The organism is Acinetobacter sp. WA-87 (assembly GCF_039938935.1).
Taxonomy (GTDB): Bacteria; Pseudomonadota; Gammaproteobacteria; order Pseudomonadales; family Moraxellaceae; genus Acinetobacter; species Acinetobacter seifertii.
Genome location: NZ_JBDUVF010000003.1, coordinates 424,449 through 436,185 on the forward strand (window position 1 = coordinate 424,449; position 11,737 = coordinate 436,185).

Annotated in this window: 24 protein-coding genes and 1 pseudogene; all 25 read left to right on the forward strand. The window is 43.3% G+C overall.

From position 1 onward, the window contains the following. The first annotated feature begins 235 nt into the window (after nt 1-235). Nucleotides 236-547 carry a 30S ribosomal protein S10 gene (rpsJ, locus tag ABFY81_RS12145; protein ID WP_000070912.1) on the forward strand — a complete coding sequence of 104 codons (312 nt, stop codon included), beginning with the start codon at nt 236-238 and terminating at the stop codon, nt 545-547. 57 nt (nt 548-604) lie between these two features. After that, a complete protein-coding gene (gene rplC / locus ABFY81_RS12150) occupies nt 605-1,243 on the forward strand; it encodes a 50S ribosomal protein L3 (protein ID WP_068932448.1) in 639 nt (212 codons plus the stop codon). Nucleotides 1,244-1,254: 11 nt separating this feature from the next. After that, nucleotides 1,255-1,857 carry a 50S ribosomal protein L4 gene (gene rplD, locus ABFY81_RS12155; RefSeq protein ID WP_002049755.1) on the forward strand — a complete coding sequence of 201 codons (603 nt, stop codon included), beginning with the start codon at nt 1,255-1,257 and terminating at the stop codon, nt 1,855-1,857. Further along, entirely contained in the window at nt 1,854-2,174 is a 321-nt protein-coding gene (rplW, locus tag ABFY81_RS12160; RefSeq protein WP_003653662.1) for a 50S ribosomal protein L23, read from the forward strand. Before rplD ends, rplW begins: the two co-directional genes overlap by 4 nt. An 11-nt stretch (nt 2,175-2,185) precedes the next feature. Continuing rightward, nucleotides 2,186-3,010, forward strand: a complete 825-nt coding sequence (rplB, locus tag ABFY81_RS12165; protein WP_004705377.1) for a 50S ribosomal protein L2 — start codon at nt 2,186-2,188, stop codon at nt 3,008-3,010. Nucleotides 3,011-3,023: 13 nt separating this feature from the next. After that, nucleotides 3,024-3,299, forward strand: a complete 276-nt coding sequence (rpsS, locus tag ABFY81_RS12170) for a 30S ribosomal protein S19 (protein WP_001138119.1) — start codon at nt 3,024-3,026, stop codon at nt 3,297-3,299. 11 nt (nt 3,300-3,310) lie between these two features. After that, on the forward strand, nt 3,311-3,640 hold the full coding sequence (gene rplV, locus ABFY81_RS12175; protein WP_001982638.1) for a 50S ribosomal protein L22: 330 nt from the start codon (nt 3,311-3,313) through the stop codon (nt 3,638-3,640). Between the two features lies 1 nt (nt 3,641). Next, a pseudogene (rpsC, locus tag ABFY81_RS12180) lies at nt 3,642-4,458 on the forward strand (30S ribosomal protein S3). Continuing rightward, a complete protein-coding gene (gene rplP, locus ABFY81_RS12185) occupies nt 4,398-4,811 on the forward strand; it encodes a 50S ribosomal protein L16 (RefSeq protein WP_002049688.1) in 414 nt (137 codons plus the stop codon). The pseudogene rpsC and the gene rplP overlap by 61 nt, the downstream one beginning before the upstream one ends. After that, nucleotides 4,811-5,008 carry a 50S ribosomal protein L29 gene (rpmC, locus tag ABFY81_RS12190; RefSeq protein ID WP_000849927.1) on the forward strand — a complete coding sequence of 66 codons (198 nt, stop codon included), beginning with the start codon at nt 4,811-4,813 and terminating at the stop codon, nt 5,006-5,008. The genes rplP and rpmC overlap by 1 nt, the downstream gene beginning before the upstream one ends. Then, a complete protein-coding gene (gene rpsQ / locus ABFY81_RS12195) occupies nt 5,005-5,262 on the forward strand; it encodes a 30S ribosomal protein S17 (RefSeq protein WP_001291845.1) in 258 nt (85 codons plus the stop codon). The genes rpmC and rpsQ overlap by 4 nt, the downstream gene beginning before the upstream one ends. 92 nt (nt 5,263-5,354) lie before the next feature. Then, a complete protein-coding gene (rplN, locus tag ABFY81_RS12200; RefSeq protein ID WP_001982634.1) occupies nt 5,355-5,723 on the forward strand; it encodes a 50S ribosomal protein L14 in 369 nt (122 codons plus the stop codon). A gap of 9 nt (nt 5,724-5,732) precedes the next feature. Next, the gene (rplX, locus tag ABFY81_RS12205) at nt 5,733-6,050 is read left to right on the forward strand and encodes a 50S ribosomal protein L24 (protein ID WP_002049703.1); all 318 of its coding nucleotides are present in this window, start codon (nt 5,733-5,735) and stop codon (nt 6,048-6,050) included. 15 nt (nt 6,051-6,065) lie between these two features. After that, complete coding sequence (gene rplE, locus ABFY81_RS12210; protein ID WP_004705381.1) at nt 6,066-6,602, forward strand: 50S ribosomal protein L5; 537 nt, start codon at nt 6,066-6,068, stop codon at nt 6,600-6,602. Between the two features lie 9 nt (nt 6,603-6,611). Beyond that, nucleotides 6,612-6,917 carry a 30S ribosomal protein S14 gene (gene rpsN, locus ABFY81_RS12215; RefSeq protein ID WP_001074624.1) on the forward strand — a complete coding sequence of 102 codons (306 nt, stop codon included), beginning with the start codon at nt 6,612-6,614 and terminating at the stop codon, nt 6,915-6,917. Nucleotides 6,918-6,928: 11 nt separating this feature from the next. Then, entirely contained in the window at nt 6,929-7,324 is a 396-nt protein-coding gene (gene rpsH, locus ABFY81_RS12220) for a 30S ribosomal protein S8 (protein ID WP_002049732.1), read from the forward strand. Nucleotides 7,325-7,337: 13 nt separating this feature from the next. Next, nucleotides 7,338-7,871: a 50S ribosomal protein L6 gene (gene rplF, locus ABFY81_RS12225; RefSeq protein WP_004705382.1), complete on the forward strand. Its 534-nt coding sequence runs from the start codon at nt 7,338-7,340 to the stop codon at nt 7,869-7,871. Nucleotides 7,872-7,885: 14 nt separating this feature from the next. After that, nucleotides 7,886-8,236, forward strand: coding sequence for a 50S ribosomal protein L18 (gene rplR, locus ABFY81_RS12230; protein WP_002049741.1), 351 nt, complete (start codon nt 7,886-7,888; stop codon nt 8,234-8,236). A gap of 2 nt (nt 8,237-8,238) precedes the next feature. Then, the gene (gene rpsE / locus ABFY81_RS12235; protein ID WP_001141025.1) at nt 8,239-8,736 is read left to right on the forward strand and encodes a 30S ribosomal protein S5; all 498 of its coding nucleotides are present in this window, start codon (nt 8,239-8,241) and stop codon (nt 8,734-8,736) included. Between the two features lie 6 nt (nt 8,737-8,742). Beyond that, nucleotides 8,743-8,919, forward strand: a complete 177-nt coding sequence (gene rpmD / locus ABFY81_RS12240) for a 50S ribosomal protein L30 (protein ID WP_000849088.1) — start codon at nt 8,743-8,745, stop codon at nt 8,917-8,919. Nucleotides 8,920-8,922: 3 nt separating this feature from the next. Further along, nucleotides 8,923-9,363, forward strand: coding sequence for a 50S ribosomal protein L15 (rplO, locus tag ABFY81_RS12245; protein WP_002049750.1), 441 nt, complete (start codon nt 8,923-8,925; stop codon nt 9,361-9,363). Nucleotides 9,364-9,408: 45 nt separating this feature from the next. Further along, nucleotides 9,409-10,728 (forward strand): preprotein translocase subunit SecY, encoded by a 1,320-nt coding sequence (secY, locus tag ABFY81_RS12250; protein WP_170318186.1) that lies wholly within the window; start codon nt 9,409-9,411, stop codon nt 10,726-10,728. Nucleotides 10,729-10,748: 20 nt separating this feature from the next. Beyond that, nucleotides 10,749-10,865: a 50S ribosomal protein L36 gene (rpmJ, locus tag ABFY81_RS12255; protein WP_000867907.1), complete on the forward strand. Its 117-nt coding sequence runs from the start codon at nt 10,749-10,751 to the stop codon at nt 10,863-10,865. Nucleotides 10,866-10,972: 107 nt separating this feature from the next. Then, nucleotides 10,973-11,329 (forward strand): 30S ribosomal protein S13, encoded by a 357-nt coding sequence (rpsM, locus tag ABFY81_RS12260; RefSeq protein WP_000090816.1) that lies wholly within the window; start codon nt 10,973-10,975, stop codon nt 11,327-11,329. A 19-nt stretch (nt 11,330-11,348) separates the two neighbouring features. Then, nucleotides 11,349-11,735, forward strand: a complete 387-nt coding sequence (rpsK, locus tag ABFY81_RS12265) for a 30S ribosomal protein S11 (protein ID WP_001040166.1) — start codon at nt 11,349-11,351, stop codon at nt 11,733-11,735. Nucleotides 11,736-11,737 lie beyond the last annotated feature (2 nt).

An 11,737-nucleotide genomic window follows, 5' to 3' on the forward strand; every position in this document is an offset into this window, starting at 1 on the left:
TAGCTAAAACAGGATTTGAGCAAAAAATAGAAAAAGAGAATTGCATAAGACTTAAACAATCGTTATAATGAGCGACCCTCAATGAGAGGGCATTTACTGCGAAGAAAGTAGTAAATGTGCATTACAGTCGTGGCATCGATCATGACCTTAGTGATTATCACTGCCTTTGACACTTACCAATGGGTGAGATGCGTCAAAGGTGATTCTTTATATATTTGGCTTGGAGTTTACTGGTATGTCTAACCAGAGAATTCGTATCCGTCTTAAGTCTTTTGATCATCGTCTGATTGATCAATCTGCTCAAGAGATCGTAGAAACCGCTAAGCGTACTGGCGCACAAGTGTGTGGTCCAATTCCGATGCCTACTCGCATCGAACGCTTCAACGTTCTTACTTCACCGCACGTTAACAAAGATGCGCGTGACCAGTACGAAATCCGCACCTACAAACGTTTGATCGACATCGTTCAACCTACAGATAAAACTGTTGATGCATTGATGAAATTAGATCTTGCAGCTGGTGTTGATGTTCAGATCGCTTTGGGTTAAGGCTTTCGGTTAATTAACGATTAGTTAATTAGGCCGCTTTTTTAGAGGTTTATGCACATGGCTATTGGTTTAGTCGGTCGCAAATGTGGTATGACTCGCATCTTTACAGATGCTGGTGTTTCTGTACCTGTTACAGTCATCGAAGTCGATCCAAACCGCATTACGCAAATCAAAACACTTGAAACTGATGGTTATCAAGCTGTTCAAGTAACTACTGGTGAACGTCGCGAATCTCGCGTAACTAGCGCTCAGAAAGGTCACTTCGCGAAAGCTGGTGTTGCTGCTGGTCGTTTAGTTAAAGAGTTCCGTGTTACTGAAGCTGAGCTTGAAGGTCGTGAAGTTGGTGGTACTATCGGCGTTGATTTGTTCACAGTTGGTCAAGTTGTTGACGTAACTGGTCAATCAAAAGGTAAAGGTTTCCAAGGTGGTGTTAAACGTTGGAACTTCCGTACCCAAGACGCTACTCACGGTAACTCAGTTTCTCACCGTGTATTAGGTTCTACAGGTCAAAACCAAACTCCTGGACGCGTGTTCAAAGGCAAAAAAATGGCTGGTCACTTAGGTGACGAACGCGTAACAGTACAAGGTCTTGAAATCGTATCTATTGACGCTGAACGTTCTGTTTTAGTTGTTAAAGGTGCAATTCCTGGTGCAACTGGCGGCGACGTAATTGTACGTCCTACCATCAAGGCCTGAGGGGAAATACCGTGAATTTGAAAACTGTTTCCGGCTCTGCTGTTGAATTGTCTGAAGTTGCTTTCGGACGTGAATTTAACGAAGCTCTTGTACACCAAGTTGTTACTGCTTACTTAGCAGGTGGTCGTCAAGGTACTCGTGCTCAAAAATCGCGTGCAGACGTTTCTGGCGGTGGTAAAAAGCCATTCCGTCAAAAAGGTACTGGTCGTGCTCGTGCGGGTTCTATTCGTAGCCCTATCTGGGTTGGTGGTGGTAAAACTTTTGCTGCTCGTCCACAAGATTGGTCTCAAAAAGTAAACCGTAAGATGTACCGCGGTGCAATGCAATGTATCTTAGCTGAACTTGTTCGCCAAGATCGTCTTGTATTAGTTGAAGAGTTTGCTGTTGCTGCTCCAAAAACTAAAGAATTGCTTGCAAAGCTTAACGACTTAAATGCTGCTCGTGCATTAATCGTTACTGACGCTGTAGATGAGAACTTATATCTTGCAGCACGCAACCTTCCGCATGTAGATGTGGTAGATGCAACTGCAATCGATCCTGTAAGCTTGATCGCGTTTGATAAAGTTGTGATGTCTGTAGCTGCTGCTAAGAAAATTGAGGTAGAACTCGGATGAACAACGAACGTATCTATCAAGTCCTTAAAGGACCAGTCTTCTCAGAAAAGGCACAAGTTTTAGGTGATACTGTTGGCGTTCAAGTATTTAAAGTAGACATCAATGCTACTAAACTTGAAGTTAAAAAAGCAGTTGAAAAACTTTTTGGTGTAGAAGTTGTTAAAGTTAACACTACTATTACTAAAGGTAAAACTAAGCGCTTTGGTAAAACATTAGGACGTCGTTCTGATGTTAAAAAAGCATACGTCACCCTGAAAGCCGGCCAAGATGTTGAAATGGCTGACTTGGGCGATACCGCTGAAAGCGCAGCGGAATAAGGACGAAAATTATGCCGATTCAAAAATGTAAGCCAACGTCTCCAGGACGTCGCTTTGTAGAGAAAGTGGTTCATGACCACCTTCACAAAGGCGCTCCTTACGCACCGTTGGTTGAAGCTAAAAAACGTACTGGTGGTCGTAATAACAACGGTCACATTACTACTCGTCACGTTGGTGGTGGTCATAAACAACACTATCGTATCGTTGACTTTAAGCGTAACAAAGACGGCATTCCAGCTGTTGTAGAGCGCATTGAATACGATCCAAACCGTACAGCACATATTGCTTTGTTGAAATATGCTGATGGTGAGCGTCGTTATATCATTGCTCCTAAAGGTTTACGTGCTGGCGATAAAGTACAATCTGGTAACGATGCTCCAATTCGTCCAGGTAACTGCTTGCCACTTCGTAACATGCCGATCGGTTCTACGCTTCATAACATCGAACTTAAAATTGGTAAGGGTGCGCAATTAGCGCGTTCTGCTGGTGCTTCTGTTCAGTTGTTGGGTCGTGATGGTTCTTACGCAATTGTTCGCCTTCGTTCAGGTGAAATGCGTAAAATTCATGTTGAATGCCGCGCTGTAATTGGTGAAGTTTCTAACCAAGAAAACAACCTTCGTTCATTGGGTAAAGCTGGTGCTTCGCGCTGGCGTGGTGTTCGTCCTACCGTACGTGGTATGGCGATGAACCCAGTTGATCACCCGCACGGTGGTGGTGAAGGGCGTAACAAAGGTATTCAACCTGTAAGCCCATGGGGTCAAAAAGCTAAAGGGTACAAGACACGTACCAACAAGCGTACGACTAAGATGATTATTCGCGACCGTCGCGTCAAGTAAAGGAATCTGACTAATGCCTCGTTCTCTGAAAAAAGGCCCATTCGTCGATGCGCACTTGTTCGCTAAGGTTGAAGCGGCTGTTGCTAGTAACTCTCGCAAGCCGATTAAAACTTGGTCTCGTCGTTCGATGATCCTTCCAGATTTTGTTGGTTTAACAATCTCTGTTCATAATGGTCGTAATCACGTTCCAGTAATTGTTACTGAGCATATGGTTGGTCATAAACTCGGTGAATTCGCGCCAACTCGTACCTATCGTGGTCACGGTGTTGACAAGAAATCTAAACGTTAATAGGTGTCATGATGGAAGTAACTGCTAAATTACGCGGTGCCGCTATCTCGGCACAAAAGGCACGTTTGGTTGCAGATCTTATTCGCGGCAAATCTGTTGCGCATGCTTTAAACATCTTAAACTTCAGCAATAAAAAAGCTGCTGTTTTAGTGAAAAAAGCATTGGAATCTGCGATTGCAAACGCTGAACACAATAACAGTTTAGATGTTGACGATCTTAAAGTTTCTACGATTTACGTTGATGAAGGCATGAGCCTTAAACGTATTATGCCACGTGCTAAAGGCCGTGCAGATCGTATTACTAAGCGTACTTGTCACATCACCGTTAAGGTAGGGGTTTGATATGGGTCAGAAGGTTCATCCAATCGGTATCCGCCTAGGTGTTGTGAAACGTCATAACGCTAACTGGTATGCGAATCCGAAACAATACGCTGAATACTTGCTTAAAGATCTTCAAGTTCGTGAGTTTTTAACTAAAAAACTTAAGAATGCGATGGTAAGCAATATTCTTATCGAACGTCCATCAGGCGCTGCTAAAGTAACTATTAGCACAGCTCGTCCTGGTATCGTAATCGGTAAAAAAGGCGAAGATATTGAGAAATTACAGCGCGAACTTACCAGCATTATGGGTGTTCCAGCGCAAGTAAGTATCAACGAAATTGATCGCCCAGACTTAGATGCGCGTTTAGTTGCTGAAGCAATTGCTTCTCAATTAGAAAAGCGTGTTATGTTCCGTCGTGCTATGAAGCGTGCGGTTCAAAACACTATGCGTGCTGGTGCTAAAGGTATCAAAGTTGAAGTGTCTGGCCGTTTAGGTGGTGCAGAGATTGCTCGTACAGAATGGTATCGTGAAGGTCGTGTACCTTTGCATACATTACGTGCAGACATTGACTATGCAACTATGCGTGCAGAAACAACTTACGGTACGATTGGTGTTAAAGTTTGGATTTTCCGTGGCGAGATCTTAGGTGGCATGAAACAAGTCATGAACCCTGCTCCTGCTGAAGATCGTCCAGCTAAACGTGGTCGTGGTCGTGGTGAAGGTCAAGAGCGTCGTGGTCGTCGCGGTGACCGTGCTGCTGACAAGGGAGAATAATCCATGTTGCAACCTAAACGTACCAAATTCCGTAAAGTGCACAAAGGCCGTAACACTGGTCTAGCGCATCGTGGTAGTACAGTATCATTTGGTTCGATTGCAATTAAAGCAACTGAACGTGGTCGTATGACTGCGCGTCAGATTGAAGCTGCACGTCGTACTATTAGCCGCCGTATTAAGCGTGGTGGTAAAATCTTTATTCGCGTATTCCCGGATAAACCAATTACTCAAAAGCCTCTTGAAGTGCGTATGGGTAAAGGTAAGGGTAGCGTGGAATACTGGGTTTGCCAGATCCAACCAGGTAAGATCCTGTACGAAATTGAAGGTGTGAACGAAGAATTAGCGCGTGAAGCATTTGCTTTAGCTGCTGCTAAGCTTCCGTTTAAAACCACTATCGTGACTCGGACGGTAATGTAATGAAAACTAAAGATCTACGTGAAAAATCGGTAGAAGAGTTGAAAGCTTTGCTTGATGAGCAACAGCTTAACCAATTCCGTCTTCGTATGGCGAAAGCAACTGGTCAGTTGGGTAAATCGCACGAAGTGCAAATTGCTCGTAAGACAATTGCTCGTATTAAGACACTCCTTACCGAAAAACAGGGGAACGGACAATGAGTGAAAAAACAGTCCGCACGTTAACCGGCAAAGTCGTAAGTGACAAAATGGATAAATCTATTGTTGTTCTTATTGAACGCCGCGTTCAACACCCGTTGTATGGCAAGTCAATTCGCCGTTCAACTAAGTTACACGCTCATGATGAGAACAACGTTGCTAAAATTGGCGATGTTGTAACCATTAAAGAAAGCCGCCCAATTTCTAAAACTAAAGCTTGGACTTTAGTGGAAGTAGTTGAAGCAGCTGCTGAGTAATTCGACGTTCTTGTTGCATCATCGGTCAATTTCGAGTACTCTTTGAGCCTTTCGAAATTGTGACCGGTGATGCTCGGTTTTGGAGTAGGGCAATGATTCAAACCGAAACTATGCTCGACGTAGCAGACAACAGTGGTGCTCGCCGCGTACAATGTATTAAAGTACTTGGTGGTTCACATCGTCGTTATGCTTCTGTTGGCGACATTATTAAAGTTACTGTAAAAGAAGCAATCCCACGCGCACGTGTTAAAAAAGGTGACGTGATGAATGCGGTTGTAGTTCGTACTAAATTCGGCATTCGTCGTCCAGATGGTTCTGTGATCCGTTTTGATGATAATGCTGCAGTTATCTTGAACAACAACAAAGCTCCGATTGCTACTCGTATCTTCGGACCAGTGACTCGTGAACTTCGTACTGAACAGTTCATGAAAATCATTTCATTGGCTCCTGAAGTTCTATAAGAGGCAATCATGGCTAAGATTAAAAAAGGCGATCAAGTTATCGTGATCGCAGGTAAAGAAAAAGGCAAACAGGGTACTGTATTGTCTGTTTCTGAAGACCGCGTTAAGGTTGAAGGCCTTAACTTAGTGAAGAAGCATCAAAAGCCGAATCGTGTAACTGGCGCTGAAGGCGGTGTAGTTACTCAAGAAGCTTCGCTTCATATTTCAAACGTGGCAATTTTAAATGCTACAACCCAGAAGGCTGACCGTGTTGGTTACCAAGTGATTGATGGCGTGAAAACTCGCGTTTATAAATCAAATGGTGAATCAGTGGCGGTAGCGAAGTAATAGGTTGAAAAGGCAATGGCCAGACTTAAAGCACGTTACAATGATGAACTTAAAGCAAAGTTAAAAGAAGAACTTAGCATTAAGAACGTGATGGAAATTCCACGCATCACAAAAATTACCCTAAACATGGGTGTAGGCGCAGCTGCAACTGATAAGAAATTATTAGATGGCGCTGTAGTCGACATGCAATTAATTGCTGGTCAAAAACCAGTAATTACACTTGCTCGTAAATCTATCGCAGGTTTCAAAATCCGTGATGGTTGGCCGATTGGTTGTAAAGTTACTTTACGTGGCGACCAAATGTACGAATTCTTGGACCGTTTGATCTCTATCGCAATCCCTCGTATCCGTGACTTCCGTGGTTTCTCTGCGAAATCATTTGATGGTCGTGGTAACTACTCAATGGGTTTGAAAGAGCAAATCGTTTTCCCTGAAATCGATTTCGATAAGATTGATCGTATTCGTGGTATGGATATTACCATTACTACGACTGCTCGCACCGATGACGAAGGCCGTGCGCTTATGCGTGCATTCGGCTTCCCGTTCAAATAAGAGGTCGATATGGCTAAGAAAGGTATGATTAATCGCGAATTGAAACGCGAAAAAACTGTTGCTAAATACGCTGCAAAACGTGCTGAATTAAAAGCTACGATTGCAAACGTAAATGCTAGCGACGAAGAGCGTTTCGAAGCGATGTTAAAGTTACAAGCATTGCCGCGTAATGCATCTCCGGTACGTCTTCGTAACCGTTGTGGTTTAACTGGTCGTCCTCATGGTTACTTCCGTAAGTTCGGTTTAAGCCGTAACAAACTACGTGACACAGTAATGCAAGGTGATGTACCAGGCGTTGTTAAGGCAAGCTGGTAAGGAGCGACTAAATGAGTATGCAAGATACCGTTGCCGACATGCTAACACGTGTTCGTAACGCACAAATGGCTAAGAAACAAACTGTTTCTATGCCTTCTTCTAAGTTGAAAGTTGCTATTGCAAACGTACTTCAACAAGAAGGTTATATTTCAAATGTAGAAGTTGCTCAAGAAGAGACAAAATCTACTTTGACTATTACTTTAAAATATTTCGAAGGCAAACCAGTTATCGAAATGGTTAAGCGCGTAAGCCGTCCAGGTCTTCGCCAATACCGTGGTAAAGATAAACTTCCTAGCGTTAAGCAAGGTTTAGGTATTGCAATTGTTTCTACAAGCAAAGGCATCATGACTGATCGCGCTGCACGTGCTGCGGGCGTTGGTGGTGAAGTTATTGCTTTTGTTTCTTAATAGGTGATTCCTCATGTCTCGTGTGGCTAAAGCCCCAGTAACTGTACCTAATGGTGTAGCAGTTACTCAGAACGGCCGGCAGGTCGAAGTGAAAGGCACTAAAGGTACATTGTCTTTCAACCTGCATGCGCTGGTCGAGCTAAAACAGGAAGAAGGTAAACTTCAACTTGCTCCAGTTAAAGAATCGAAAGATGCTTGGATGCAAGCTGGTACTGCTCGCGCTGTATTGAACAACCTTGTAAAAGGTGTTAGCGAAGGCTTCGAACGTAAGTTGCAGCTAGTTGGTGTTGGTTATAAAGCTGCGGTTAAAGGTACTGTTGTAAACCTTAACCTTGGTTACTCACACCCAATTGACTACGCTTTACCAGAAGGTGTAACAGCGGAAACTCCAACTGCTACTGAAATCATTTTGAAATCAGCAAACAAGCAGTTGTTAGGTCAAGTAGCGGCAGAAATCCGTGCATACCGTGCTCCTGAACCATATAAAGGTAAAGGTGTTCGTTATTCGGATGAAGTCATTCTTCGTAAAGAAGCTAAGAAGAAATAAGGCGCGAGGTTCTTATGAACGAAAAGAAACAATCCCGTTTGCGTCGTGCGAAAAGCACACGCTTGCACATTCGTGCATTGGGTGCGACTCGTTTGTGTGTAAACCGCACTCCGCGTCACATCTATGCTCAAGTTATTTCAGCAGATGGTGGCAAAGTTTTAGCGCAAGCTTCAACTTTGGATGCATCTTTACGTAGCGGTACTACAGGTAATGTAGATGCAGCTACTAAAGTAGGTGCTTTAATCGCAGAACGTGCGAAAGCAGCTGGTGTAACTAAAGTTGCATTTGACCGTTCTGGTTTTAAATATCATGGTCGTATCAAAGCCTTGGCTGATGCTGCTCGTGAAAACGGCTTGGAGTTCTAATCATGGCTAAAGTTGAACAAAACGAAGGTCTTGTTGAAAAGCTGGTTGCCGTTGATCGTGTAGCCAAAGTTGTCAAGGGCGGTCGTATCTTCTCTTTCACAGCATTAACAGTTGTGGGTGATGGTAATGGTCGTGTTGGTTTTGGTCGTGGTAAAGCACGTGAAGTTCCAGCTGCTATTTCTAAAGCACTTGAAGCTGCTCGTCGCAACATGATCACTGTAGACCTTGCTGGTACTACTTTACAACACCCTGTGAATGCTCGTCATGGTGCAAGCCGTGTATACATGCAACCTGCTTCAGAAGGTACTGGCGTAATCGCTGGTGGTGCAATGCGTGCCGTTCTTGAAGCTGCAGGTGTACATAACGTACTTGCTAAATGTTATGGTTCTACTAATGCTGCTAACGTAGTAAACGCAACTTTTAAAGGTTTGCGTGATATGACTTCTCCTGAGAAAGTCGCTGCGAAACGTGGTAAATCAGTAGAAGAAATTCAAGGGTAATCAATCATGAAAACGATTAAAGTTACCCAGACTAAATCTTCTTCACATCGCTTGAAAAATCACAAGCTTTGCTTACAAGGTTTAGGTCTGCGTCGTATTGGTCATACTGTAGAAGTGCAAGATACGCCTTCTAACCGTGGTATGATCAACAAAGTCTACTATATGGTTAGTGTAGAGGAATAAGCCATGACTCTGCGTTTAAATGAGCTTGCACCTGCAGAAGGTGCAAAACGTGAACACCGTCGTTTAGGCCGTGGTATCGGTTCTGGCGTTGGTAAGACTGGTGGCCGTGGTGTCAAAGGTCAAAAATCACGTAAAAGTGGTGGCGTTCGTCCAGGTTTCGAAGGCGGTCAAACAGCGATTTATCGTCGTTTACCTAAATTCGGTTTCACTAGCCAAATCGCTTTAAAAACTGCTGAAGTACGTTTGTCTGAGTTAACTAAAGTGGAAGGCGACATTGTTAGCCTTGAAACTTTAAAAGCTGCGAATGTTGTTCGTCGCGATCAAATTCGTGCTCGTATCGTGCTTTCTGGTGAAATCACTCGTGCATTCACTGTTCAAGGTGTTGCATTGACTAAAGGCGCTAAAGCTGCAATTGAAGCAGCTGGCGGTAAAGTCGAGGAGTAATCTCGAGTGTCTATGTCTCCTAGTTCTTCAGGTCATGTCAACATGATGAAAGGTCAGCCATTTCATGTGAAATACCGTGAAATTATTCGCCGGATGAGTTTTCTAATCGGTGCATTGCTGGTCTTTCGACTAGGAGCGCATATTCCAGTACCAGGCATTAATAATGCTGCGTTAGAAAATTTATTTCATGCAAACCAAGGAACTATTCTTGGGCTATTCAATATGTTTTCTGGCGGTGCTTTAGAGCGAATGTCTATTCTTGCTTTAGGGATCATGCCTTATATTTCTGCATCAATTATTGTGCAGTTAATGTCAACAGTGATTCCTTCTCTTGAAGCCTTGAAAAAGGAAGGGGAGCAAGGTAAGCGTAAAATTAATCAATATACGCGTCAGGGTACATTATTACTTGCAGTGGTTCAGGCAGTAGGTATGTGTGCAGGCTTAATTGGTCAGGGTATTACTCTGTCTACGGGTCTTGCATTTTATATTCCTGCTGTTACGTCACTTATCGCTGGAACTATGTTCTTAATGTGGTTAGGTGAACAAATCACTGAAAGAGGTATCGGTAATGGTATCTCAATGATTATTTTTGCAGGTATTGTTGCTGGTTTGCCTAAATTAATTATGCAATCAGTGTCATCTGTAGATAATGGTCAAACAAGTTTGATTGGTCTTGTCATCTTTGGTCTTTTGTCTCTTGGTGTGCTGGCTGCGATTGTGTTTATTGAAAAAGCACAGCGTCGTATTCCAGTAAACTATGCACAAAAGCAACAAGGGCGTCGTATATTTACAGCTCAGCAAACACATCTACCATTAAAAATTAATATGGCTGGTGTGATTCCTGCAATTTTTGCAAGCTCTTTATTGTTGTTCCCAGCTAGTTTGGGTCAATGGGTAGGTAGTGCAGATCCGAATGCTGGTTTAATTAAGCGTAGCTTACAAGATTTAGCTCTGGTATTGTCGCCTGGACAGCCTTTGTATTTGGTGCTCTTTGGTGCGTTAATTATCTTTTTCTGTTACTTTTATACGGCTTTAGTATTTAGCCCTAAGGAAGTATCAGAAAATCTAAAACGCAGCGGAGCTTATGTGCCTGGTATTCGCCCAGGTGAGCAAACTGCTCGTTACTTAGATCATATTCTTAATCGTTTGACGTTTATTGGTGCGATTTATATTACAGTCATTTGTTTGATGCCAATGATTTTACAGAGTTCTTTTGGTATTCCATTTTATTTGGGTGGTACCTCATTACTTATCGTAGTCGTTGTTGTTATGGACTTTATGGCTCAGCTACAAGCGCATTTAACTTCTCATCAATATGACAATCAAACATTAATGAGAAAAACGACTGCTCATCCTAAGGGATAAGCGCACTTAGAGGTTTCATCATGAAAGTACAAGCTTCTGTAAAGAAAATTTGTGGTAGCTGTAAAGTTATCCGTCGTAATGGGGTTATTCGCGTGATTTGTAGCGCAGAACCTCGTCATAAGCAGCGTCAAGGTTAATCTAATCAAGACCTGTTGATTTCAGTAGGCGAATTGGGTTAATATCCGCCCCTCAAGATTTTTGTGGGGCGGTTGATTATCTCTACTGCCTTTTTGGAGAAAAGTGAATGGCTCGTATTGCCGGTGTAAACATTCCGGATAACAAGCATGCTGTTATCTCCCTCACTTATATCTTTGGTATCGGTCGCCATACTGCTAAGAATATCTTAGCTACAGTTGGCATCACTGAAACTACTAAGATTCGTGAGTTGGACGATGCACAGCTTGATGCGATTCGTGCAGAAGTTGCTAAGGTTCCTACCGAAGGTGACTTACGTCGCGAAATTTCCATGAACATTAAACGTTTAATGGATTTAGGTTGCTATCGTGGCCTTCGTCATCGTCGCAGCTTGCCTGTCCGTGGTCAACGCACCAAAACTAACGCACGTACCCGTAAAGGTCCGCGCAAACCGATTAAAAAGTAAGATTTCTGGAAGCTAAAAGATGGCTAAAGATACTCGCACACGCAAGAAGGTCACTCGTACCGTCTCTGAAGGTGTTGCACACATTCACGCGTCTTTTAATAACACCATTGTTACGATTACCGATCGTCAAGGTAATGCATTGGCTTGGGCTACCTCAGGTGGACAAGGCTTCCGTGGTTCACGTAAATCAACTCCGTTTGCTGCTCAGGTAGCTGCTGAAGTTGCTGGTAAAGCAGCTTTAGATTACGGTTTGAAAAACCTAGACGTCCTTGTAAAAGGTCCTGGTCCAGGTCGTGAGTCTGCGGTTCGTGCATTAGGCGCAGTGGGTTATAAGATTAACAGCATTACCGATGTGACTCCAATTCCTCACAACGGTTGCCGTCCACCTAAAAAACGTCGCGTGTAAGG